Consider the following 22236-nt stretch of genomic DNA (forward strand, 5'->3'; position numbering starts at 1 on the left):
CAGCATGACGCGGACTTGGGGTTGAGTCACAAGGAGCACTCTGATGAATGACGTCGTTGACATCGGCGCACCGAAAACGGGCGCGAACACGGGGGTGGGAGCCTCGGCGGTGGCCCAAGAGGCCGTGGTGCATTTCCCCCGGGCAGACGGCTCGCGCACGCCCTACAAGGTGTTCAGCTCGCAAGAGGTCTACGAGCGTGAGCAGGAGCGCATCTACCGTGGCCCGGTCTGGAGCTTCGTGGCCCTGGAGTGCGAGATCCCCAAGCCCGGTGACTACAAAAGCACCTTCGTGGGCGACACGCCCGTGGTGGTGACGCGCACGCCCGAGGGTGAGCTGGCCTGCTGGGTCAACCGCTGCGCGCACCGCGGCGCCATGGTCTGCCGCAACGCGCGTGGCAACGCCAAGGAGCACACCTGCGTCTACCACCAGTGGAGTTTCGACTGCAAGGGCAATCTGCAGGGCGTGCCTTTCCGCCGCGGCAAGGACGGCGCGCCGGGCATGCCGGCCGACTTCAAGCCGGCTGACCATGGTCTCAAGCAGCTGCGCGTGGACAGCTACCAGGGCATCGTCTTCGCCACCTTCAGCGAACAGACGCCGCCGCTGCCCGAGTACCTGGGTGCGCAAATGCGGCCCTGGGTGGACCGCATCATGCACAAGCCCATCGTCTACCTGGGCTGCACGCGGCAATTCGCCAAGAGCAACTGGAAGCTCTATTACGAGAACGTGAAGGACCCCTACCACGCGAGTCTGCTGCACCTCTTCCACACCACCTTCAACATATTCCGCGTGGGCATGAAAGCGCGTTCGCTGCCCGACGCCACGCATGGCTTGCACAGCATCATCACGGCGACCAAGCCCAAGGAAGAAAAGGAAGACACGGCCGACGCCTACAAGCAGCAGGCCATCCGCTCCATGGACGAAGGTTTCCACCTGGAGGACGACTCGGTGCTGGGTTTCGTCTCCGAGTACGAGGAAGACTGCACCAACCACATCCAGACCATCTTTCCACAGCTGGTGCTGCAGCAGATCCACAACACCCTGGTCTGCCGCCAGGTGCTGCCCAAGGGGCCGGACCAGTTCGAGCTGGTGTTCCACTTCTTCGGCTACGCCGATGACACGCCCGAGCTGCGCGCGCTGCGCATCAAGCAGGCCAACCTCGTGGGGCCGGCGGGGTACATCTCGATGGAAGACACCGAGGCCACGGAGCTGGTGCAGCGCGCCACCCTGCGCGACGGGGATGCCGCGTCCATCATGGCGCTGGGACTGACCGACGGTGATGTCGAGCCGCGGCAGGACACCATGATCACCGAGAACCTGATCCGCAAATTCTGGGCGGGTTACCAGAAGCTCATGGGTTATTGAGGAGGAACGCGACCATGACCCCCATGACGCTCAAGAAACCCGTGGCGAAGACTGCCGCACCTGAGGCGGCGACGCTGGAATCCATCACCCTCTGGTTTGAAATCAGCCAGCTGCAGGAGCGCTACTGCGCCGCGCTGGACAACAACCGGCTCGAAGACTGGGCAGCCATGTTCACGCCCGACTGCCTCTACGAGATCGTGCCCAAGGAAAACGCCGACCTGGGTCTGCCCATCGGCCTGATCTACTGTGACAACCAGAAGATGTTGCGGGATCGTGTGCTCTCGCTGCGCCACGCCAACATCTACGAAGACCACAGCAATCGCCACATGACCTCGGGCCTGACCATCGAGCGCGTCGATGCGGACACCGTGCGGGCCGAGTCCAGCTACGTGGTGATCCAGACCCGCACCAATGGCGAGTCCTTCGTCTACCAGGCTGGCCGTTACCTGGACGTGGCCGTTCGCACGCCCGAGGGCTGGCGTTACCAGAGCAAACGCGTGATCTACGACACCTCGCGTGTGATGACCTTGTTGGCCACTCCCATCTGACGCCGAGGCCTTGACCATGAGCGACATCATCGAGCAACTTCAGTGGCATGACGTCGGCGAGCCCGAGGACTTTCCCGACGGCGCGGTCTGGCCCGTGGTGGCCGCTGGCATGCCGATTGCAGTGTTCCGGGAGGGTGACGCGCTGCATGCGCTGCACGATCTGTGCACGCATGGCGCGGCCAAGCTCTCGGACGGCTACATCGAAAACGGCTGCGTCGAATGCCCGCTGCACCAGGGCCTGTTCGACATCGCCACGGGCCTGCCCTGTGGCGGTCCGGTGACAGAAGCCGTGCGGAGTTTCCCGATCCGTGTCGTCATGAAGGACGGGGCAGGTCGGGTGGAGGTCGGAATCGGTTAAAACTCCGAGCTTTGTCAATTCTTTTTCAGTCTCGGGTCGGGTTTCCTTTGATTTTTCCTACATGGAGCACGCATGAAATCTTCTTTCTTCCCCACCGCTCTGGCCGCCTTGGCCCTGAGCTTTGGCCTGAACGCGCAGGCCGCTGACCCGGTCAAGGTCGGTCTGGCGCTGGACCTGTCCGGTCCCTTCGCGGTCGGTGGCGCCGAGGCCCGCGACGCGATCAATTTGGCCATCAAGCTGCTGGACAACAAGCTCGGCGGTTACCCGGCGGAATTCATCCAGGCCGACACGGCCGGCAGCCCCGACCAGGCGCGGCAGATCGCGCAGCGCTTCGTGCAGCGCGACAAGATCGATTTCTTCACCGGCCCCGTGCCGTCCAACATCGCGCTGGCTGTCGGCCCCGTGCTGTTCGGTGCTCAGGTGCCCTACATCAGCAGCAACCCCGGCCCCAGCCAGTACGCGGGCGAGCAGTGCAATCCGTATTTCTTCGGCCTGAGCTACCAGAACGACACCTGGGACGAAGCCGCGGGCCAGTGGGCCAGCGACCAGAAGGTCAAGAGCGCCTTCCTGATCGCGCCCAACTACCCGGCGGGCCGTGACCACCTGGGTGGCTTCAAGCGCACCTACAAGGGCGAGATCGTCGCCGAGGTCTACGGCAAGGTCGGCCAGCTGGACTACGCGGCTGAGCTGGCACAGATCCGCGCCGCCAAGCCCGCCGCGGTGTTCTTTTTCCTGCCCGGCGCCATGGGCATCAACTTCATCAAGCAGTTCGTCGCCGCCGGCCTGTCCAAGGACGTGCGCCTGATCACGGGCCCCGCCTCGGCGGAGGAAGACACCATTGCCGCCGTGGGCGAACCCATCCTGGGCCTGTACTCCACCTCGCCCTGGTCGCATGACCTGCCCAACGCGGCCAACCAGAAGTTCGTGAGCGAGTTCCGCAAGGCCTACGGCCGTTACCCGACCTTCTACGCAGCGCACGCCTACGAAGCCATCATGGCCATCGACGCGGCCGTCAAGGACGTCAAGGGCAAGGTCGGCGACAAGGACGCGGTGCTCAAGGCGCTCAAGGCCGCGAATTTCGCTTCCATCAAGGGCAGCTTCAAATACGGCAACAACCAGTTCCCCATCCAGGACTACTACCTGCGCGTGATCGAGAAGAACAAGGACGGTGTGCTGACCAACAAGACGCTCTCCACGCCGCTGAAGGCTTACCGCGACGCCTATTACACGCGATGCAAGATGTGAAGAACGGCTCGCCCCCGAAGCGCCTTCGGCGCCTTCCCCTCAAGGGGGCGCACCCGGCGGAACGGCGAAGCCGGTTCCGCGGGTGCCCTGAGCTGTGGTGAGTGGCGCGCAGACCTTGTTGACAATGACACCCATACTTTTTGTCGAACAGATCCTCAACGGCCTGGGCTACGGTTTCATGCTCTTCCTGCTGGCGGCGGGCCTGACGCTGGTCTTCGGCATCATGGACGTGATGAACCTGGCCCACGGCTCGCTCTTCATGGGCGGGGCTTATGTGGCGGCCCAGGTGCACACCAGCAGCGGCTCCTTCCTGGCTGGCCTGCTGGTGGCGCTGGCCGTGGTGCTGCTGGTCGCCCTGGTGCTGGAAGCGCTGCTGGTGCGCCACCTCTACGGGCGTGACCACCTGGCCCAGGTGCTGGCCACCTTCGGCATCATCCTGGTGGCCGACGACGTGGTGAAGATGATCTGGGGGCCTGCGCCTTTGATGGCGTCCGCGCCAGCGGCCTTGGCCGAGCCCATCGAAGTCCTGCCCGGTCTGCCGTACCCGTCCTACCGTTTGCTCATCCTCGTTGTGGGCCTGCTGGTGGCACTGGGCCTGTACCTGCTGGTCAACCACACCCGCGTGGGCATGTTGGTGCGCGCGGGCGCCTCCAACCGTGCCATGGCCGAGTTCATGGGCGTGCGCGTGGGGCGCGTGTTCTCGGGCGTGTTCCTGCTGGGCGCGGCCCTGGCCGCGCTGGCTGGCGCGTTGATGGGGCCGATCACGGCGGTGCAGGTGGGCATGGGTGAGGAGATCCTGATTCCCGCCCTGGTGGTGCTGGTGATCGGCGGCATCGGCTCGGTGCGCGGGGCCTTCATCGCGGCCCTGCTGGTGGGCCTGGTGGACACCTGCGGCCGTGCCTTCGTGCCCATGGCGCTGCGCGCCGTGCTGCCGCCCGCGGCCGTGTCCGACGTCGCGCCGCTGATTGCGGGGCTGGCCATGTATGCCTTGATGGCGACCGTGCTCGCCTTCAAGCCCGCAGGTCTGTTTCCCGCGCGAGGTTGAAATGAAGCTGGCTCGTTGGCTACCCTGGGTGGCGCTGTTGTTGCTGGCGGCGTTTCCGCTGGTCGCGCCCTCGCTGGGCCTGGATTTTTACGTGGGTTTCGTGCGGCGCGTGCTGGTCTTCGCGCTGGCCGCGGCGGGGCTGAACTTCATCCTGGGTTATGGCGGCCTGGCCGCGCTGGGCCACTGCGGCTTTTTGGGCGTGGGCGCCTACACGCTGGTCGCGCTGGCGGATGCCGGTGTCCACAGCGCCTGGCTGCTGTGGCCCGCGGCCTTGCTCGTGGCGGCGCTGGTCGCGGCGCTGATCGGTCTGGTGGCCCTGCGCACGCGCGGCGTGTACTTCATCATGATCACGCTGGCCTTCGCGCAGATGCTCTACTACATCGCGGTGTCGCTGCGTCCTTACGGCGGGGACGATGGCTACAACCTCATGAGGCCAACGTCCTTGGGCCTGGGTCTGAGCACCCTGGATGACGGTGTTTTCTACTGGGTGGTGCTGGCCCTGTTCGCGGGTGCCATGGCGCTGTTCAACCGGACCACGCGTTCGCGCTTCGGACATGCGCTCATGGGCGTGCGCGACAACGAGACCCGCATGCGGGCGCTGGGTTTTCCGGTGGGACGCATCCAGTTGGCTGCCTTCGCCATCGCCGGCGGCGTGGCGGGCCTGGCCGGTGCCATGCTCGTCTCACACAACAACTTTGCCAGCCCGTCCATGATGCACTGGACCCAATCGGCCACGCTGTTGGTGATGGTGGTCATCGGCGGCGTCGGGCAGCGCTGGGGCGGCCCGGTGGGTGCGGCAGTCTGGATCGGGCTCGAGGAGATCGTCAAGGCCTATACCGACTACTGGCATCTGCCCCTGGGCGTGCTGCTCATCGCCATCGTCTTTCTCGCGCCGCGTGGCATCGCGGGCTTGCTGGAGGGCAGTTCGCGCAAGATGCCCGCTGCGGCTGGCGTGAGAGCCGGGGAGGGGGCGGCATGAGCACGACGTCCGGCACAACCGCCCTGTTCCACGTTCAGGGCCTGGTCAAGAACTTTGGCGCGCTGCGCGCCACGGACGATGTCTCCCTGGCCGTGAACGCCGGTGAGATCCACGCCCTGATCGGCCCCAATGGCGCGGGCAAGTCCACCCTGGTCAACCTGATCTCTGGCCTGCATGCGCCGGACGTGGGCCGCATCACGCTCGACGGCGTGGACCTCACGCCCCTGCCCATGCATGCGCGGGTGCGCGCCGGGCTGTCGCGCTGTTTCCAGATCACCAGCATCTTTTCTAAGATCACGGTGCTGGACAACCTGCTGCTGGCCGTGCAGTCCTCGGGCGGGCGGCATCCGGGCGGGCGGGTGCGAGGTCTGTCGCGCGTGCTGCGTAATCTGCTGGGCGACCGTGCGAGGGACGACACCCTGCGCGCACAGGCCGTGCAACTGGCCGAGCGCGTGGGCCTGGGCGCCGCGCTGGATCGCGTGGCCGGTGCCTTGCCGCACGGTGCGCAGCGCCAGCTCGACGTGGCGCTCGCTCTGGCCTCGCGGCCCAAGCTGCTGCTGCTCGACGAACCGATGGCCGGCATGGGGCCGGAAGACAGCGAACGCATGACGGTGTTGATCCAGACACTCAAGCGGGACATGGCCATCCTGCTGATCGAGCACGACATGAAGGCAGTGTTCGCGCTGGCCGACCGCATCTCGGTGCTGGTCTACGGCAAGGTACTGACCTCGGGCAGCGTGGACGACATCCGCGGCAACCCGCAGGTGCAGGCGGTCTATCTGGGCACGGAGGACGTGGCATGAGCCAGGTGCAAGCGCTGCTGCACGCCGAGGGGATCGAAGCGGGCTACGGTGCCGCGGGGGGCACGGGCGAGGGCGCCAGCCAGGTGCTCTTCGGCGTTGATCTGAGCATCCAGGCTGGTGAAGTCGTGACCTTGCTGGGCCGCAACGGCATGGGCAAGAGCACGACCATCAAGACCCTGATCGGCGCGCTGCCGCTGCGCCGGGGCTGCATCCGTTTCGGCGAGACGACCGTCGCGGCCGCGCAGGACGGTGGCTCGCGCCAGGCCCTGCGGCCCGACGCCATTGCACGCCTGGGCGTGGCCATCGTGCCCGAAGGGCGGCAATGCTTCCCCAACCTCAGCGTGGAAGAACACCTGATCGCCTTCGCCGACCACCGCAATGAGCAGAGGGATGCCTGGGACCTGGCCAAGCTCTACGCCCTGTTCCCGCGCCTGCGGGAACGCAGGCAGCACATGGGCAACCAGCTCTCGGGCGGCGAGCAGCAGATGCTGGCCATCGCCCGCGCGCTCTCCACCAACCCACGCTTGCTGATCCTCGACGAAGCCACCGAAGGCCTGGCCCCCGTGATCCGTGAGGAAATCTGGAAGTGCCTGCGCCAGCTCAAGGACCTGGGCCAGACCATCCTGGTCGTGGACAAGTACATCGAGCGCCTGCTCGACCTGGCCGACCGGCATCTGGTGCTGGAGCGGGGGCGCGTGGTGTGGCAGGGGGACTCGGCCGCGTTGCGCGCGGACCGGGGAATCTGGAAGGCGTATCTGGGCGTCTGACGCGCGCGCCTGGATGACGCGCAAGGCCTTCCTGCGGGGAGGCGGGGTCAGTGCACGGCGGTTTCGCGCAGTAGCAGGCCGCTCAGTCGGTTGGCGATGGGCCAGATCAGCGTGGTCATGACAAAGGCGATCGGCCAGGCGCAGACGAATTGCCGGGCCCAAAGGCTGAGCCACAGCGCGCCTGGCCCAAGCGCGATCAGGGACATGATGCCCGACATCGCCGCGGCCATCATGCCGGTCATCAGCACTTGGGTGAGCAGAATGCGTTTCTTCTTGATCATCGGTTTCTCCAAAAGTTGGATCACGCACACCGCAGCTGCAAATGAAGTCACGGGCGCGATTTATATTATATATAAATAATTATCAAAACATAATCAAATGGGGCAACAGGACATGACCAGCAAGAAGAAGGCAATCAGTGACGAACAACTGGCCAGTCTGGCCGATGCCGTGCTGGAGCTGGCGCGCAAGCTGGACATCCGTCATCCCGAATTGCACGGCCTGCCTCCCTTGACAGGCACGGAGGTCGCCGTGATTCGAGATGTGCATGCCCGCCCGCATGCCACCCCTAGCCAGATTGCCGACGCAACGGGCCTGCAGCGCAGCAACGTCAGCACGGCCTTGCGTGCCTTGGAAGCGCGGGGTCTGGTCCAGCGCGAGGCGGCCGAGGGCAATGCACGCAACGTCGAAGTCGTGCCGACCGACTTGGCGGTTGAAGGCATCCGCCGCATCAAGGCTTATTGGAGTCAGCGTTTGCGGCAGGCCGAGGAGTCGGACTTGGCAGCTGCCTTGGCGGCACTCGAGACGTTGGCGCGGATCGCCGACGCGATCGACGTTGAATCTTGAGTGCTTGGGCGCTGATCGGGTCACTTAATCCCATGCGCCATCACACTGAACTCAAGGGTTCAACCACTTCTGCATGAACAGCGCCTGTCCCGCCGCAGGGTCCAACTGGTACTGCGCGAAACCGAAGCGCTGGTAGCTGGCCTGCGCGGTGGCATTGCCCGAGAGCACTTCCAGCGTGAGCTTGCAGCAGCCCAATTGCCGGGCGTGTTGTTCAACGGCGGCCAGCAGGGCCTGGCCGACACCACGCCCTCGGTGCGCCGGGTGCACGGCCATGTCATGGATGTTGAGCAGGGGGAGTGACTTGAAGGTCGAGAAACCCAGGAAGCAGTTCGCCAAGCCCACGGCGGTTTCCCCCTCCTGATCGGGCCCGGTCCCTGTCCAGGCAATGAAGCTGACTGCCCCCGGCTGCGCGGCCAGGTCGCCGGGCAGGCGTTGTTTCACGTCCTCAGGCAAAGGGACACCGCCGCCCATGGGGTCGCTTGCGTACATGTCGAGCAGCGTGACCAGCGCGGCGGCATCGCGCGCGTCGCGGTAATCAACCGGGCGGACGAACACGGCGGTGGGGTTGGCTTCTTTCATGGATTTGTCGTGGGTGATGAAGGTGTTGCGGCACGCGGCGGCTGGCGCAGCAGGCTGGCCGTGCCCGAGGCCAGCGCGAACACCGCGGCCAGGCCCAGTGCCAGGGTGAAGCCGAAGGCTGTGTCGGAGGAGGCCACTCCGCCGCCTGGGGTGGACAGTGGATAGAAGCTGAACACGGTGGCCAGCACCACGGCGCCCAGGGTCTGGCCGGTCAGGCGCGCCGTGCCCAGCATGCCACCCGCCGCCCCGGCGCGCTGTGCGGGCGCGGTGGTCAGGATGATGTGGTTGTTGGGTGACTGAAAGATGCCGAAGCCCGCGCCGCACAGCAGTAGCCAGGCCACCACCATGGTGTCGCTGGCGTGGGGTGGCAGCAGGGCGAGCAGGGTCAGGCCGGTGGCCAGCAGGCTCATGCCGGCCGCACCCAGCCAGGCGCCTGGCACCTTGCCGATCACGCGGCCCACCAGGGGCGCGGCCACCACGATGGCCAGGGGCCAGGCGGTGAGCAGGGCGCCGGCCTGCAGTGGGGTGCGGCCTTGCACTTCCAGCAGCAGGAAGGGCAGGCCGGCGAAGGCGATCATCTGCGCGCAGAAGGCGCCGACCGAAGCGCACATGGACAAGGCGAACACCGGCATGCGCAGCAGGTCCAGCGGTAGCAGCGGGCGGGTCATGCGGCGTTGCCGCTGCACGTACCAGACACCCAGCAGCAAGCCAGCCAGCAGTTGGAGCGCGGGCAGCAGCAGGCCTTGCGCGCTGTAGCCCACGCCACTGTTGTGGCTCATGCCCGGCGCGGCGTCCAGGTGTGTGCCCAGCCCGTCCGCGCCCAGGAAGACCAGCGAAAAGACCAGCACGTTCAGCGCCGCGTCCAGCAAGGTCCATTCCGTGCGGTGCGTGGCCGGTGGGCTGTGCGGTAGCGAACGCCACCCCAGCCAAAGCGTGAGCAGGCCCAGCGGGATGTTGACCAGGAAGAGCCAGTGCCAGGTGGCAAAGGAGAGAATGGCCGCGGCGACGGTCGGCCCGGCCACCGTGGAGGCCGCGACCACCATGGAGTTGATGGCCAGGCCCCGGCCCAGCAGGCGGCGCGGGTAGATCAGGCGCATCAGCGCAGCGGTGACGCTCATGATGCCCGCCGCTCCCACACCCTGCAGCGCGCGCGCCGCCGCCAGCTGAGGCAGGGTTTGTGCGAGACCGCAGGCCAGCGAGGCCAGGGTGAAGATGGCCATGCCAAACAAGTAGACGCGGTGGTGGCCCAGGCGGTCTCCCAGATTGGCCAGGGGCAGCAGCAGGCCCAGGGTGGCGAGCTGGTAGGCGTTGAGGATCCAGATGGAGCCGGCGGCGCTGGCGTTCAGGTCGCGCATGATGGGCGGCAGCGCCAGGTTGACCACGGACGCATCCAGCACCGAGACCACCAGGCCCAGTACGATCACGGCCAGGGCCTGCAGGCGTTGCTTGAAGGGCAAACCGTCGGGAAGACCGTCGCCAGTCGCGGGACCAGCCGGGGCTGTCTGTTGCGCTTGGTCACCGATGTGTGCATCGGCTTGACCGGGGGAGGGGGCCGTCATGGCTATGATTATCCCGTTCCGGGGCATCCGCCGTCCGGGTTCACCATCAAGCCCAGCGGCTGGAGTTAGGTAATGAGCAGCACCCTGCAGATCGATTTTGTGTCCGACGTGGCCTGTCCCTGGTGCGCCATCGGCCTGGGCGGGCTGGAGCAGGCGCTGGACAAACTCGTGGGCCGAGTGGACGCGCAGGTCACCTTCCAGCCCTTTGAATTGAATCCGTCGATGGGGCCCGAAGGCCAGGACGTGGCCGAGCACCTGACGCAGAAATACGGCTCCACCCCCGAACAGCAGGCCGAGATCCGTGAGCGCATCCGCGAACGCGGCGCTGCGGTGGGCTTTGCCTTTAAGCCTGAGGGCCGGGGGCGCATCTGGAACACGTTTGACGCGCACCGCCTGCTGGCCTGGGCGGCGGACGCAGAGGCGGGCAACGGCCCGGACAAGCAGTGGGCGCTCAAGAAAGAGCTGTTGGCGGCATATCACGGCCGGGCCGAGAACGTCTCCGATCCCGAGGTGCTGGTCCAGGCCGCGCAAGCGGCCGGTCTGGAAACGACGCGCGCGCGTGCCATCCTGAACAGCGAGGACTACGCCCTGGCCGTGCGCGAGAGTGAGCGCGAGTGGCAGCAGGCCGGCATCAGCGCCGTGCCCGCGGTGGTGGTCAATCGCCGCTACCTGATTTCCGGCGGGCAGCCGGCGGCGATGTACGAAGAGGCCCTGCAACGCATCGCGGCCGAAACGGCTGCCGAGTCGTCATCGACCTGAACACCCGCTTCACCTTCACCAGCCAGCCAACCGACCAATACCAATCCACAAAAAGACGATAACGAGGTTCTATGGTTTCCTTCCTGGTTCGTTACATCCTGATCGTCGTCGCCTGCGTGGCCATGCTGGTGGGCATGCAGTTGCCCAATCTCGCCGACCAGTACGCCAAGCGTGTCGACGCCAGCCTGCGCGAGGTCACGCTCGCTTTCGAACCCTTCCAGCGCATCGCCAACCAGCACACAGGCGGTAGCATCGAGGCGCTGATCAAGCTGCATCGCGACAGCGCGATCGCGCCCTTTCAGGCCGAGGGCGAAGCCATCGACCGCTTGAACAAGCGCCGCCTGCGCCTGCAAGCCCAGCACAAGGCCATGCAAGGGCCGCTGCACGAGCGCCTTTGGCACCTGGCCATGTTCGCCGATCCGAATCTGCGCGAGCAGACCTTGCTGCAGTACACACCCACCGCGCCGCTGACCCAAGAGGCGCTGATGGCCGGCGGTGTGGTGGCGCTGACCGTGCTGCTGCTGCTGGAACTCGCGATGGTCTTGGGGCGATGGACGGCGGATCTGGTGGTGAGTCAGCTGAAGCAGCTTTGGGGGCGCAAGCCTGTGACGGGTGGCTAAATCATGATTCCAGGGCTGGTCTGCAATCTTGATTTGCAGCCTGCAGTTTTTCATGGCCGACTCCGAATATCCATCCTTCCTCGGCAATAGCTACTTTACGCCAGCTTTGATTGACGCCAGTCGGGAAGCTAAGTGCCTCACGCAGGAGCCCATTTTTGTCCAAAGCAGTGAATAGGCCGATTTGCGCTTCTACTTGCGCTTTGTCTTTGGGGGCAACTGTTGGATCCAACACAAGTCCTAATGATGGATAAATTTCCGCCAGCACAACTGGGCATTCAATTGAGCGTTCAAAGTCCGTTTCAAAAGGCCAGATGCTGATCATTCCTTGCAAGTCTTGATTGGCACGAAGTTTTTCGAGCCATGCAATTCCGAGCAAGGCTTGGCTGCCGACTGAGCCGTTGTAGAACAGTTGCCAGACCGACTTTGCACCCTTGGCAAGGGACTCTACGGCTCTCTTTTCCCTTACCTTCTCGAACCGAATCCCAGTTTTCTTGGCGTTTAGACATCGAAGGCGAAGGTTTTTTTCGTTGTCTGGCCGCCCCCAAAACAAAGGCCCGCTTTCCCCCAATTGCTTATTCAGCTCATTTGCGACATCAAACCGGTTGTTGCAATTGTTTTCATCATCACAAACTTTTGCATGCAGCAGTTTCCAAAGTGCATCCCAGCTCGGCTTTCCGGTAAGAAGTGTTGCCGTACCGCTTGGGTAGCCAAATGCGAAATCTAGACCAACAAGCACTCGCTCGTCATTTTGTAGTGCGTCACGCAGTCGTTCATTCAAACAAGCCATAGCCTGATGACGAGTTGGTGGGTTGCTGGTTTCCCTCTTCGAATCAGCAATCCAGATGGAATCCTGGCCTTGTTTCCGGCCGTTGTTGGCGGACCAGTCCACGGCAATGTAGCGGTCAAACAGTGGTTTGTTCATTTATCAATTACTCCAGCTCATCCGCTACTACTTATTTCGATTCAGTAGAACCCATCCCAAAATCGATGCATGTCCCTGAAAGGCACTTAGCCGAGCATCAGCAGGCCGAAACCACCGGCGGTGGCTTCAGGATCACCGTTACCGTGGTTGAAACCGCCATGCTCGAATGGTGGCTGCGCGGCTGCGCGGCTTCGGGGATGCGGTTTGGGATGAGCTTAGGGATGGGCGGCGCAGGCCTCTCAGGAAATGACAGGCAGGGCAGATTCAACGTCCCGGTTGCAATGCCTCGCCCTCCGGCGCCACCGTCACCGCCACATGTAGCCCATGCGCGCCGCCGCCATGGATGACACCGCGCAGTGGCGGCACGTCGGCGTAGTCGCGACCCGTGGCCAGGGTCACGTAGTCCTCACCGGGGGTGCCCCAGCCGTCGCGGGCATTGGTGGGGTCCAGGTCGTACCAACCGTCGGTGGCGGTTTCCTGGTTCGCCTTGGCGCCCGGGCCCTCGTCGCTCAAACGCAGGTCCGGCAGCCACAGTGATACCCAGGCATGCGAGGCATCGCTGCCGATCAGGCGGGGCTGGCCGGGGGGGGGTGTCGTCAACAGGTAGCCACTGACGTAGCGCGCCGCCAGGCCGACGCTACGCAGGCAAGCCAGCATGATGTGGGCGAAGTCCTGGCAGACCCCGCTGCGCAATTCCAGGGCCTCCAGGGCGGGGGTATGGACCTCGGTGCTCTGCGTCTCGTAGCGGAAGTCCGCGTGGATGCGCGCCATCAACTCGCGCGCCGCCTGCAGGGCAGGCCGGCCCGGCGCGAAGCTGGGTCTGGCGTAGGCGGCGAAGGCGTCGTGGCGCGGCGCGCGCGGCGAGGCGAAACTGAACTCGGCGGCCGCGTGCCAAGCGGCTTGGGCCTGGTAGCGGTACTGCCCGCGCAGATCCTCCCAAGTGATTTCACTGGTGGTCCGCGCGGCGGCGCGCGGCGCGCGGGTCTGCAACGCACTGCGCGCGGTCACGCGCAGCAGGGTGTGCGGCCGGTCCAGGGCGAAGTAGGCGCGGTGGTTGCCGTACACGTCCAGGGAACAGGCGTCTGGCCCGGCCGGTGCGGTGGGCGGGGTTTCCTCGCCCATGCCGGTTTCGATCTCCAACTGGTGCGCGCGCACGGTCTGCCAGGGTGTGTCCGGCGGGCGCAGGTAGGCCATGTGCTGGGCCAGCTCGACCGTGCTGGCGTAGTCGTAGCGGGTTTCGTGGGTGATGTGCAGGTCCATGCCGGCTTTCGGTCTGAGGGGCGTGCTTGCCGTTCGGGACGTTCAGTCTCGTCGAGGCGACGAGGGCTCAGAGCTCCAGGCTCTGGCTGGCCTGCCCCGCATGGGTGAAGTAGCGCTGGCTGATTTCGTCGGAGATGCGCCAGGCTGCCTGTTCGCAATCGGCCAGCAAGGCTTGCAGGGCTGCGGCGTTTTCGGGAGGCTCACTGCCCTCTTGCGCGTCCGCCGCAGGTGTCGTCGGGCCCAGGGCCCAGGCTTGGTCAGTGGGCAGCAAGGCGGCCAGCGCGTCCTGATCCACGGGCAGGCCGGACAGGCGGGCCAGGTGTTTTTGCAGGTTCTGAACCACCCAGCGCAGCGAGCGCGGGTTTTCGGTGTCGCGCAGCAGCAGGTCGAGCAGGGCCGTGGTGTCGTGGCTGAGCTGGTGCTGGGCGCGGAAGGTGATGGTGCTGTCGAAGAGGGCGAGCAGGCTTTCGAAGCCGCCGTCTTCTTCCTGCACCGCGCCGCTGGCGAAACTGCTGGCCAGGGCCGGCGCAAGGAAACTCAGGCGCTCGATGTGCCGGCCGATGGAGAGCAGCCGCCAGCCATCGTCGCGTGTCATGCGGTCGGTCTGGCCGCCGGTGATGGCCGCGAGGTGGATGCTGGTGGCGTCCAGCAGCCGCAGGGCCTCGGTCACGGCATAGTCGTTGTGCGCGGCCACGCCCGAGCCACCGCCCTGGCTGCCCAGGCGCGCGCTGCGCTGGGTGAATTCCGCCTCGGCTTCCGTGATGACTTTCCAGTGTTCCTGAGAGAGTCGCTCGCGCACGCCGAATGCCGCGGTCTTGAGCGCGCGCAGGCTTTGCCCCACACTGGCGGCATGCTGGGTGCCGCCCAGGTTGGCGATCAGGGTGCGCGCGAAGACGCGCCGTGCCTGGGTGGCCGAGGGTGCTCCCGGTGGCACCAGGCTGTTGCGCTCGGCCAGGTCGCTGAGCCAGTCCAGCAAGGTGGTGGAACGGGTGTCCAGCTCGCCCAGACCGGCTTGCAGTCCCATGCCCGCGCTCAGGCTGTCGAGCGCGAGGCGCGCCAGGCGCAGGCTGTTTTCGGCGCGCTCGGTGTAGCGGCCCAGCCAGTAGAGGTTTTCACCGGCCCGGCTGGTGACCAGGCGCTTGCGTTTGTCATGCGGTTCATGCCGTGAGGCTGGCATGGCGGCGGGCGGCGCGCCGATCAGGGTGGTGCGGTCCACCTCGCCTGCCGTCAGCACCCAGGTGTCGGCGCTGCTGCCGCCGCGCTGCATGGAGGCCATGCCCGCGCTGCCGTCCGACAGGCGCGTGGCCAGCCGGGTCAGGCCGCCGGGCAGCACCCGCCAGCGCGGCTGCCCCGCGCGCGCGCCACTCGTTTCCAGACCATCGCACATGGCGAAGACACGCATCAGCGCCGGGCGCGGGGCGATGCGGTTGACGTGCCAAGTCGGCGTTTGCGACAAGGGCAAATAACTCTGCACCGTATGCCGCTCGCCTTCGCGCAGCAGGCGACCTATCCACTGGTCCAGTTCCTCGCGCTTGAGCTGGCGGCAGAGCACAGTCTCGGACGCACCGGAGGGCGCGGGGTAGGTCGGCTTGACGACGCACTCGGCCAGGCGCTGCTGCACGTCCCGCACGCTGGCTTCTTCGCCGCACCACCAGGTGGGCAGGGCGGGCAAGGACAGGGTTTCGCCCAGCAGTTCCTGCGCCAGCGCGGGCAGGAAACCCAGCAGGGCGCTGGATTCGAGGAAGGCCGAGCCGGGTGCGTTGGCCACGATCACATTGCCCGCGCGGATCGCCTGCAGCAGGCCGGGCACGCCCAGGGTCGAATCCGGCCGCAGTTCCAGCGGGTCGAGGAATTCGTCGTCCAGGCGCTTGAGCAGCACATGGACCGGTTCCAGCCCGCGCAGGGTCTTGAGGTAGAGCTTCTGATCGCGCACGGTCAGGTCATGGCCTTCCACCAGGGTCAGGCCCAGGTAGCGCGCCAGGTAGGCGTGCTCGAAATACGTTTCGTTGTAGGGGCCGGGCGTGAGCAGGGCGATGTGGGCGTCCTGCCCTGGGCTGACGTGAGCCGCGCTCATGCGCTTGAAGCCCTCGATCAGCGCACGGTAGGTGGCCGCCAGGTGTTGCACCCGCATGCCCTCGAAGGCCTGCGGGAACTGGCGTGAAATGGCGAGGCGGTTCTCCAGCAAATAACCCAGGCCCGAGGGCGCCTGCGTGCGCTGCGAGACGATCCACCAGTGTCCGTCGGGGCCGCGCGCGAGGTCGAAGGCGGCAATGTGCAGATGCACTCCACCCACCGGGGCCACGCCGTGCATCGCGCGCAGGTAACCCGGGTGGCCCTGCACCAGGGCCGACGGCAGCAGACCGTTCTTGAGCAGTCGCTGCGGGCCGTAGACATCGGACATCACCTGCTCCAGCAGGCGCGTGCGTTGCAGCACGCCGGTTTCGATGTGCTGCCACTGCTCGGGCGTGACGATGAAGGGGAAGAGGTCGAGCGACCAGGGCCGTTGTGGCCCGCTGGTGTCGGCATAGACGTTGTAGCTGACGCCGTTGTCGCGGATCTGCCTTGCCAAGCTGGCCGCGCGCGGGTTCAGGTCCGCGAAACCCTCCGCGCCCAGGTGCTCGAAAAAGGCGGTCCAGTGGGGCGCAAGGGCCGGCCGGGGCGGGGCCGAAGCCGGGGGCGCCGCGGCTGGGGTCCGGGCCGTGGCAGTCGTCGTGATCGGCGCCGTTGACAGGCTGGACGGGCCGGGTGCTAGGTGCTGCGAGGTCGGCGGGGCTTTGATTCCCGTCGCGGTGGCGTGGGGGGGCGGTCCGCCCAGCAGGTTGACCGCATGGCCAGGGGCCGTGGTGGTGGCCGTCGCCGTGACAGGAGGGGAAGGTGTCGTCGGGGTGGCGGGCGTGTGGCCACGCAACTCGTCAAAGTGCGCCAGGCTGGGCGGCAGGGCCAGACGCAGCACCTGCTGCGTGGTGGAGGGCAGGGTGTCGTCGTCGAAAAGGTCGGGGCTGGCTCGGTCCACCATGGCGCTATTGTGACATTGGCCTTCATGGGCGGGGCCGGAATTCATGACGTGCAAGGCGGTGCCAGGTGTTGCTTCGGGCGCCTGACCGGAGCTGGCTACACTGGCGACCCCCTTGGGAGCTTCAAGAGTCTGTGTTGTCATGAGTTTGTTCAAATCCGCTTCCACGGTCTCGCTGCTGACCCTGGTGTCGCGCGTCACCGGGCTGGCGCGGGAGTTGCTGATGGCCGCCGCCTTCGGTGCCAGTGCCCTGACCGACGCCTTCAACGTCGCGTTTCGCATTCCCAATCTGTTCCGACGCCTGTTCGCCGAGGGCGCCTTCAGCCAGGCTTTTGTGCCCGTGCTGGCGACTGTGAAGGAACGGGAAGGGGAGCAGGCCGCGCGCCAGCTGATTGACCGCGCTGCGACAGTGCTGGCCTGGGTGCTGCTGTTGGTCAGCATCGTGGGCGTGCTGGCCGCGCCGGCCCTGGTCTGGCTGCTGGCCTCGGGTTTGCGTGAATCGGCGGCCCATGCAGCAGCGGGTGGCGCAGCGGCGAACGCCTATGAGGCGGCGGTGCTGATGACACGCTGGATGTTCCCCTACATCGCTTTCATGTCGCTGGTGGCTCTGGGCGCCGGTGTGCTCAACACCTGGCGGCGCTTCGCGGTGCCCGCGGCCACGCCGGTGCTGCTCAACGTGGCGATGATCCTGGCGGCCCTGTTTGCCGCGCATTGGGGCGCCCCCTGGCTGCAGGCGCAGGGCATCGAACCGATCTACACCCTGGCGGTGGGTGTGCTGGTGGGGGGGGTGCTGCAGCTGGGTGCGCAGGCCTGGGCCTTGAAGCGCATGCAGCTCTTGCCGCGCATCGGCCTGAGCCCCAGGGCTTTGCGCGCGGCCTGGACCGACGCCGGCACGCGCCGGGTGCTCACGCTGATGGCGCCTGCGTTGCTGGGCGTGGGCGTGGCGCAGCTGTCGCTGCTGATCAACACGCAGATCGCCTCCTACCTCGCGCCGGGCAGCGTCAGCTGGCTGAGTTATGCCGATCGTCTGATGGAGTTTCCCGTGGCCTTGCTGGGCGTGGCCCTGGGCGTGGTGCTGATGCCGCAACTGGCCGCCGCCAAATCCATGAGCGACGCGGCCGAAGGCGCGGCGCGTTATTCCGAACTGCTGGATTGGGGCTTGCGCTTGGTCGTGTTGCTGGCCCTGCCTTGTGCCCTGGCCCTGTCGCTGTTCGCCCAACCCTTGACAGCGGTGCTCTATCACTATGGCGCCTTCACCGCGCGCGACGTGCAAATGACGGCGGCCGCCCTCATGGGCTGGGGCGCGGGCCTTCTGGGCGTGGTCGCGGTCAAGGTGCTGGCGCCCGCCTATTACGCCAGCCAGGACATGCGCACACCGGTGCGCATCGCCATCGTGGTGCTGGTGTTGACGCAATTGCTCAACCTCGTGCTGGTGCCGGTGTTGCAGCACGCGGCGCTGTCCTTGTCCATCGGCATCGGCGCGCTGCTGAACGCGCTGTGGCTCTTGCTGGGCCTGCGCGGGCGTGGCAGCTACCGGCCCTTGCCCGGTTGGAGTGCCTTCATGGCGCGGGTGCTCCTGGCTTGCGCGCTGCTCGCCGCATACCTGCATTGGGCGGCCGGGGCCTGGGACTGGACGGGTCTGCAGGCCCAACCCTGGTTGCGCATGGGTCTGCTGGCGGCCATCGTGGCGGGCGCCGGTCTGATCTACCTGGGCGTGGCCTGGATGGCGGGACTGCGGCTGCGGGCTTTGCTGCGACGTTGAGCCCCACGGGGCGGCGTTGCCTGCTATAAACCGGTGCACGGCCTCTGGACTGCGGCCGATCGCGCAAAGGATTGCACCAGGGCTGAAGTTCATGAAGTTCGTTTTTCAAGCGCCCACATCGCTCGAATACTTTGCCGTGCTGGTGCGCGAGCACGGACAGGGTGCGGGTTCTCCCGACCGGCTGCCCTTGCTGGAAGCAGCGGTATGCCTGGGCCAGGACGAATACCCGCGCCTGGACGTGCAGCAGGTGCTGGCCGAGGTGGACACCCTGCAGGCGCGTCTGCGCCAGCGGCTGCCGGCCGACGCTCCGGCCCTGCACAAGCTGCGGCTTCTCAACCATTTCTTCTTCGAGGAGCTGGGTTTCGCGGGCAACCGCAACCACTACCACGACCCGGACAACAGCTACCTGCACCGCGTGCTGGAGCGGCGCCGGGGCATCCCGGTGTCCTTGGCCGTGCTTTGGCTGGAACTGGCCCAGGGCCTGGGCCTGGACGCGCATGGCGTGGGTTTTCCGGGGCATTTCCTGGTCAAGGTGCAGGTGCCCACGCCCACCGGGCAGGGCAGCCAGAGCGCCAAGCCCTGGGCGCAGGTGGTGATCGACCCCTTCAGTGGCGCCTCCTTGAGCCGCGAGGAGTTGCTGGAGCGACTCGATACCTGGCGTTCCGCCTCGACGGTGCGCGAGCCTCGGCACGAGCAGATTCCGTTGGACGCGGCAGCGGATTTTTCCTTGGCCTGGCATCTGCGTACCCTGCCAGCGCGTGACATCCTGGCGCGCATGCTGCGTAACCTCAAGGAAATCCACCGGGGTCAGCGCGACTGGCAGCGCTTGGTTGCCGTGGAGGACCGTCTGCTGGTTCTGCTACCCGCTGCCTGGGAGGAGTACCGCGATCGTGGTCTTGCGCGGGCCGAACTGGGCCATGTGCCTTCGGCGTTAGCCGATCTGGAAACCTATCTGGCAAGGGTGGAAGACGGCGCAGGGGAAGGCTGGGGACGTGTGCCGAGGGAATACCCACCCAGCGCGGCCGCGTTGGCGGAACGGCAGGCGCTGACCGAGCGCGTGGCCGCCTTGCGGCGTGCGATGGATTGAAGCGCGGCGGGGGACTTACCTTGGGGCAGCCCGTCTGCGGGACGGCTGTCCGGCCTGCAAATGCTCGTCAGGCCTTGACGAGCTTGAGGAAGGCGGGAATGTGGGCCAAGTCGTCGTCCGTATCCTGGGGACGGGCTGCGTCCTGCGCTGGAGGAGCCTGCATCAAATTGGGCGCGGTGGTGGTTGTGCCACCGCGCAGCACACCGCCGCCGCCGACACGATCCAGCACGCGCGGAGAGCCGATGCGCGTCACGGGCGCGGGCTGGCGTGAATTCAGCAGACGGGATGCAAGGGGCGCCGCCGCTTCACTCATCGTGGCCGCCTCGCTCTGTCTCGGGGTGCTCGTTGTCTGGGCAGTCTGCGGCGCAATATTCGGTGAGCCTCCCCCGCTTGTTTCCTTGCCAGTGGCTGCCGCGCCGGCGCCCAGGTAGGGTTGCAGCCACTCAAGTATGGGCTTCCACTGCTGCAGGTCGGTCTGCAGGTCATCGGTGTGCGCGTCAGCCACCTGGAAATGGCCAGCCTGCACGGCCGCATTGGCCATGCTGTGCGCCATGTCGAACAGGGTCATGCCTCGCTCGGTGCTTTCGACGTAGACCGGTGACTCACGCAGCACGCCGAGGAAGGGCAGGTTCAGCTTGGCGGCCCACTGGGCCAAGACTTCGCCGGATTCGGTGTTTTCGTCCACGCGCATGCCGATGCTGACCACTTTGCAGCGGCCGGAGATCACGCGCGGCAGGCTCATCAGTTCGGCGTGGCAGGTGGCGGCCGATTCACGGTCGAAGGCCGAGCTGCAGACCGGCATGATGACGGCGTCCGCGAACATGATCATGCGCGCCAGGTCAAAACCGTGCAGGCCGCCCGGGGTGTCCAGGATGACATGGGTGATGCCGGCCGGGACGCGCAGCACGTTCTGGTTGATGGCCCAGGGGGCAATGGGAGGCAGCGAGGAGCTGCGCTTGTGCAGCCAGTTGCGGGAGGATTGCTGGCGATCGACGTCACCCAGCATGACGGCATGGCCTTGATGCGCGCACCAAGCCGCCAAATGCGTGGCGAGCGTGCTTTTGCCGCTTCCTCCCTTGCGATTGACGATGGCGATGACAGGCATGAATGCTCCAGTAAGCTGTAAGCGCGGAACCGGTCCGTGTGGCAGTTTGACCCGAAAGACGCGCGAAGTCCAGTCATTTCAATGGACTTGGCTATGGATTTTGTAGCGAATGGCGCCGTTCGCGCGGGGAGAAACAGGAGTTTAGAGCCGTTTTTCGCGGTTTCGCCTTCCCCTATTTCCTGTGGGCCCGCTCCAGCCGGGCCTGCACCGTTCGTTCGAGCCCCTGCCGCGTGCCCCACGGGCGCCTGCGTCTCGCCCGGATTCACCCACTTACCCCTGTCTTGTCCGTGACCGCAGGTGCGGGTGCCGCCGAAGCGGCCCGGCTCAGGCTTGGGTGGCCAGCGCCAGCACGCCGGTGGCGGTGTTGGAGATGGGGATGTGGTAGTTGCCGTGCACCTTGCGCACGCGGCTGCCCTTGGAACTACCCGTGCTGAGCGCACCGCGCATGGCCAGCCACATCAGCAGCTCCACGCCTTGGGTTCCGGTTTTCTCCACGAGTTCGTGAATGCTGAACTGCGTGGCCCATTCGGGGTCGTCCAATAGGCTGTCCATGAACTGCAGGTCGAAGGCTTTGTTGATGAAACCCGCGCGTTCGCCGTCGAGCTGGTGTGACAGTCCCCCGGTGCCGACCACCACGACCCGCTGGTCACTGCCCCAGCTTCGGATAGCCTCCCCAACTGCCTTGCCCAGGGCGTAGACGCGCCTGGCGCTGGGCAGGGGAAACTGCACGGTGTTGATGCAGATCGGTACCGTGGTCACGGGGCAGTGCTCCTGCGGCCAAAGCAGTTTGAGCGGCACCGTGAAAGCGTGGTCCACCAGCATCTCCTGGCAGGTCACCAGATCAAACTCCTGGTCGATCAGGTGATTGATCAGGTGCCAGCTCAGTTCCGGCTCGCCCCGGTGCGGCGGCAGCGTCGGGATGCCCCAGCCTTCGTCTGCATTGCGGTACTCGGGCGCCGCGCCGATGGCGAAGGTGGGCATCTTGTCGAGGAAGAAGTTCAGGCCGCGGTCGTTGTAGAAGACCACGGCCACGTCGGGTTTCTCCTCATTCAGCCATTGCCGGATGGGCGGAAAGCCGTCGAAAAAGGGTTTCCAGTAGGGGTCTTGCTGCAAGCCCTTGGCAATCGCGTTGCCGATGGAGGGGATGTGGGAGGTGGCGACGCCGCCGATGAGCTGGGCCATGGGGATGTTCCTGGGTCGTTTCGTTTACTGGAAGGCCGCGTCGCGCAGCTTGGCCTTGAAGGCTTCCTTGCTCATGCCGGTCTGCAGGGCGCCCAGGTCCTGCACGTCGAGCTTGAGGATGCCGGCGAACTTGGCCAGGTAATAGATGTTGCCGCCGGCTGCCAGCAGGCCCAGCACGTCGCGCTCGCGGATCGCCTGGGATTGCTGCGCGTTCAGGCCATGGCGCTGCATGTAGCCCTCTTCGTCAGCCATGAAGGCTTGGCGGTTCTCGGCCGCGTTGAAGGAATAGCACATCTTGTTCAGGGCGTAGCCTTTGCGGGCCTGCTCCCCATCGAACAGTACAGTGCCGGGGATGGACGGTTGGGCCGTCGCGGTGTGGGTGTTCATGCCTGTCTCCTGCTTGATCAAGATCAAAGGGGGTGGTTGCAAGTATT

Annotated in this window: 22 protein-coding genes; 13 read left to right on the top strand and 9 right to left on the bottom strand. The window is 66.0% G+C overall.

Annotation, left to right across the window (positions count from 1 at the left end):
• The first annotated feature begins 43 nt into the window (after window positions 1–43).
• The 8 genes from andAc (at window position 44) to AZ34_RS08325 (ending at window position 7108) form a co-directional block, all read left to right on the top strand.
• Window positions 44–1363 (top strand): anthranilate 1,2-dioxygenase large subunit AndAc, encoded by a 1320-nt coding sequence (andAc, locus tag AZ34_RS08290; RefSeq protein WP_231495491.1) that lies wholly within the window; start codon window positions 44–46, stop codon window positions 1361–1363.
• 23 nt (window positions 1364–1386) lie between these two features.
• Window positions 1387–1911: an anthranilate 1,2-dioxygenase small subunit AndAd gene (andAd, locus tag AZ34_RS08295; protein ID WP_051510104.1), complete on the top strand. Its 525-nt coding sequence runs from the start codon at window positions 1387–1389 to the stop codon at window positions 1909–1911.
• Between the two features lie 16 nt (window positions 1912–1927).
• The gene (locus AZ34_RS08300) at window positions 1928–2269 is read left to right on the top strand and encodes a non-heme iron oxygenase ferredoxin subunit (protein WP_035611229.1); all 342 of its coding nucleotides are present in this window, start codon (window positions 1928–1930) and stop codon (window positions 2267–2269) included.
• A gap of 72 nt (window positions 2270–2341) precedes the next feature.
• Complete coding sequence (locus AZ34_RS08305) at window positions 2342–3514, top strand: ABC transporter substrate-binding protein (protein ID WP_035606953.1); 1173 nt, start codon at window positions 2342–2344, stop codon at window positions 3512–3514.
• A gap of 124 nt (window positions 3515–3638) precedes the next feature.
• The gene (locus AZ34_RS08310) at window positions 3639–4559 is read left to right on the top strand and encodes a branched-chain amino acid ABC transporter permease (RefSeq protein ID WP_035606954.1); all 921 of its coding nucleotides are present in this window, start codon (window positions 3639–3641) and stop codon (window positions 4557–4559) included.
• Window position 4560: 1 nt separating this feature from the next.
• A complete protein-coding gene (locus tag AZ34_RS08315) occupies window positions 4561–5538 on the top strand; it encodes a branched-chain amino acid ABC transporter permease (protein WP_035606956.1) in 978 nt (325 codons plus the stop codon).
• Window positions 5535–6341 (top strand): ABC transporter ATP-binding protein, encoded by an 807-nt coding sequence (locus tag AZ34_RS08320; protein WP_035606958.1) that lies wholly within the window; start codon window positions 5535–5537, stop codon window positions 6339–6341. Before AZ34_RS08315 ends, AZ34_RS08320 begins: the two co-directional genes overlap by 4 nt.
• The gene (locus AZ34_RS08325; RefSeq protein WP_035606960.1) at window positions 6338–7108 is read left to right on the top strand and encodes an ABC transporter ATP-binding protein; all 771 of its coding nucleotides are present in this window, start codon (window positions 6338–6340) and stop codon (window positions 7106–7108) included. Before AZ34_RS08320 ends, AZ34_RS08325 begins: the two co-directional genes overlap by 4 nt.
• A gap of 47 nt (window positions 7109–7155) precedes the next feature.
• Here the strand turns inward: AZ34_RS08325 and AZ34_RS08330 are convergent, their stop codons facing one another.
• Complete coding sequence (locus tag AZ34_RS08330) at window positions 7156–7389, bottom strand: DUF2798 domain-containing protein (RefSeq protein WP_035606962.1); 234 nt, start codon at window positions 7387–7389, stop codon at window positions 7156–7158.
• A 112-nt stretch (window positions 7390–7501) separates the two neighbouring features.
• Between AZ34_RS08330 and AZ34_RS08335 the strand changes: the two genes are divergently transcribed.
• Window positions 7502–7954 carry a MarR family winged helix-turn-helix transcriptional regulator gene (locus tag AZ34_RS08335; RefSeq protein ID WP_197026514.1) on the top strand — a complete coding sequence of 151 codons (453 nt, stop codon included), beginning with the start codon at window positions 7502–7504 and terminating at the stop codon, window positions 7952–7954.
• Window positions 7955–8005: 51 nt separating this feature from the next.
• Here the strand turns inward: AZ34_RS08335 and AZ34_RS08340 are convergent, their stop codons facing one another.
• Together AZ34_RS08340 and AZ34_RS08345 are read right to left on the bottom strand one after the other, a co-directional pair.
• Entirely contained in the window at window positions 8006–8533 is a 528-nt protein-coding gene (locus AZ34_RS08340) for a GNAT family N-acetyltransferase (protein ID WP_035606965.1), read from the bottom strand.
• Window positions 8530–10092, bottom strand: a complete 1563-nt coding sequence (locus AZ34_RS08345; protein ID WP_035606968.1) for an MFS transporter — start codon at window positions 10090–10092, stop codon at window positions 8530–8532. Before AZ34_RS08345 ends, AZ34_RS08340 begins: the two co-directional genes overlap by 4 nt.
• A gap of 72 nt (window positions 10093–10164) precedes the next feature.
• Here AZ34_RS08345 and AZ34_RS08350 point away from each other — a divergent pair, with 72 nt between their 5' ends.
• Together AZ34_RS08350 and AZ34_RS08355 are read left to right on the top strand one after the other, a co-directional pair.
• Window positions 10165–10851, top strand: coding sequence for a DsbA family oxidoreductase (locus AZ34_RS08350; RefSeq protein ID WP_035606971.1), 687 nt, complete (start codon window positions 10165–10167; stop codon window positions 10849–10851).
• A gap of 71 nt (window positions 10852–10922) precedes the next feature.
• A complete protein-coding gene (locus tag AZ34_RS08355; RefSeq protein WP_035606974.1) occupies window positions 10923–11471 on the top strand; it encodes a DUF2937 family protein in 549 nt (182 codons plus the stop codon).
• A gap of 1 nt (window position 11472) precedes the next feature.
• Here the strand turns inward: AZ34_RS08355 and AZ34_RS18260 are convergent, their stop codons facing one another.
• The 3 genes from AZ34_RS18260 to AZ34_RS08365 form a co-directional block, all read right to left on the bottom strand.
• Window positions 11473–12393 carry a cobalamin biosynthesis protein CbiG gene (locus tag AZ34_RS18260; RefSeq protein WP_155831748.1) on the bottom strand — a complete coding sequence of 307 codons (921 nt, stop codon included), beginning with the start codon at window positions 12391–12393 and terminating at the stop codon, window positions 11473–11475.
• Between the two features lie 264 nt (window positions 12394–12657).
• Entirely contained in the window at window positions 12658–13653 is a 996-nt protein-coding gene (locus AZ34_RS08360; protein WP_035606984.1) for a transglutaminase family protein, read from the bottom strand.
• 67 nt (window positions 13654–13720) lie between these two features.
• Complete coding sequence (locus AZ34_RS08365) at window positions 13721–16669, bottom strand: circularly permuted type 2 ATP-grasp protein (RefSeq protein WP_035606986.1); 2949 nt, start codon at window positions 16667–16669, stop codon at window positions 13721–13723.
• Between the two features lie 139 nt (window positions 16670–16808).
• Here AZ34_RS08365 and murJ point away from each other — a divergent pair, with 139 nt between their 5' ends.
• Together murJ and AZ34_RS08375 are read left to right on the top strand one after the other, a co-directional pair.
• Complete coding sequence (gene murJ, locus AZ34_RS08370) at window positions 16809–18428, top strand: murein biosynthesis integral membrane protein MurJ (protein ID WP_035606989.1); 1620 nt, start codon at window positions 16809–16811, stop codon at window positions 18426–18428.
• 91 nt (window positions 18429–18519) lie between these two features.
• Window positions 18520–19515, top strand: a complete 996-nt coding sequence (locus tag AZ34_RS08375; protein ID WP_035606992.1) for a SirB1 family protein — start codon at window positions 18520–18522, stop codon at window positions 19513–19515.
• A gap of 67 nt (window positions 19516–19582) precedes the next feature.
• Here the strand turns inward: AZ34_RS08375 and AZ34_RS08380 are convergent, their stop codons facing one another.
• From AZ34_RS08380 to AZ34_RS08390, 3 genes are all read right to left on the bottom strand, one after another.
• Entirely contained in the window at window positions 19583–20620 is a 1038-nt protein-coding gene (locus AZ34_RS08380) for a ParA family protein (protein ID WP_035606995.1), read from the bottom strand.
• A 324-nt stretch (window positions 20621–20944) separates the two neighbouring features.
• Window positions 20945–21802, bottom strand: coding sequence for a class III extradiol dioxygenase family protein (locus tag AZ34_RS08385; protein WP_035606998.1), 858 nt, complete (start codon window positions 21800–21802; stop codon window positions 20945–20947).
• A 24-nt stretch (window positions 21803–21826) separates the two neighbouring features.
• Complete coding sequence (locus AZ34_RS08390) at window positions 21827–22189, bottom strand: protocatechuate 4,5-dioxygenase subunit alpha (RefSeq protein WP_035611233.1); 363 nt, start codon at window positions 22187–22189, stop codon at window positions 21827–21829.
• Window positions 22190–22236: the final 47 nt, after the last annotated feature.

The sequence above is a fragment of the Hylemonella gracilis str. Niagara R genome (genome assembly GCF_000600295.1).
GTDB lineage: Bacteria > Pseudomonadota > Gammaproteobacteria > Burkholderiales > Burkholderiaceae_C > Hylemonella > Hylemonella gracilis_A.

Coding starts and splice junctions, on each gene's coding strand:
- andAc (WP_231495491.1), top strand. CDS start 44: ATGAATGACGTCGTTGACATCGGCGCACCGAAAACGGGCGCGAACACG.
- andAd (WP_051510104.1), top strand. CDS start 1,387: ATGACGCTCAAGAAACCCGTGGCGAAGACTGCCGCACCTGAGGCGGCG.
- AZ34_RS08300 (WP_035611229.1), top strand. CDS start 1,928: ATGAGCGACATCATCGAGCAACTTCAGTGGCATGACGTCGGCGAGCCC.
- AZ34_RS08305 (WP_035606953.1), top strand. CDS start 2,342: ATGAAATCTTCTTTCTTCCCCACCGCTCTGGCCGCCTTGGCCCTGAGC.
- AZ34_RS08310 (WP_035606954.1), top strand. CDS start 3,639: ATGACACCCATACTTTTTGTCGAACAGATCCTCAACGGCCTGGGCTAC.
- AZ34_RS08315 (WP_035606956.1), top strand. CDS start 4,561: ATGAAGCTGGCTCGTTGGCTACCCTGGGTGGCGCTGTTGTTGCTGGCG.
- AZ34_RS08320 (WP_035606958.1), top strand. CDS start 5,535: ATGAGCACGACGTCCGGCACAACCGCCCTGTTCCACGTTCAGGGCCTG.
- AZ34_RS08325 (WP_035606960.1), top strand. CDS start 6,338: ATGAGCCAGGTGCAAGCGCTGCTGCACGCCGAGGGGATCGAAGCGGGC.
- AZ34_RS08330 (WP_035606962.1), bottom strand. CDS start 7,389: ATGATCAAGAAGAAACGCATTCTGCTCACCCAAGTGCTGATGACCGGC.
- AZ34_RS08335 (WP_197026514.1), top strand. CDS start 7,502: ATGACCAGCAAGAAGAAGGCAATCAGTGACGAACAACTGGCCAGTCTG.
- AZ34_RS08340 (WP_035606965.1), bottom strand. CDS start 8,533: ATGAAAGAAGCCAACCCCACCGCCGTGTTCGTCCGCCCGGTTGATTAC.
- AZ34_RS08345 (WP_035606968.1), bottom strand. CDS start 10,092: ATGACGGCCCCCTCCCCCGGTCAAGCCGATGCACACATCGGTGACCAA.
- AZ34_RS08350 (WP_035606971.1), top strand. CDS start 10,165: ATGAGCAGCACCCTGCAGATCGATTTTGTGTCCGACGTGGCCTGTCCC.
- AZ34_RS08355 (WP_035606974.1), top strand. CDS start 10,923: ATGGTTTCCTTCCTGGTTCGTTACATCCTGATCGTCGTCGCCTGCGTG.
- AZ34_RS18260 (WP_155831748.1), bottom strand. CDS start 12,393: ATGAACAAACCACTGTTTGACCGCTACATTGCCGTGGACTGGTCCGCC.
- AZ34_RS08360 (WP_035606984.1), bottom strand. CDS start 13,653: ATGGACCTGCACATCACCCACGAAACCCGCTACGACTACGCCAGCACG.
- AZ34_RS08365 (WP_035606986.1), bottom strand. CDS start 16,669: ATGGTGGACCGAGCCAGCCCCGACCTTTTCGACGACGACACCCTGCCC.
- murJ (WP_035606989.1), top strand. CDS start 16,809: ATGAGTTTGTTCAAATCCGCTTCCACGGTCTCGCTGCTGACCCTGGTG.
- AZ34_RS08375 (WP_035606992.1), top strand. CDS start 18,520: ATGAAGTTCGTTTTTCAAGCGCCCACATCGCTCGAATACTTTGCCGTG.
- AZ34_RS08380 (WP_035606995.1), bottom strand. CDS start 20,620: ATGCCTGTCATCGCCATCGTCAATCGCAAGGGAGGAAGCGGCAAAAGC.
- AZ34_RS08385 (WP_035606998.1), bottom strand. CDS start 21,802: ATGGCCCAGCTCATCGGCGGCGTCGCCACCTCCCACATCCCCTCCATC.
- AZ34_RS08390 (WP_035611233.1), bottom strand. CDS start 22,189: ATGAACACCCACACCGCGACGGCCCAACCGTCCATCCCCGGCACTGTA.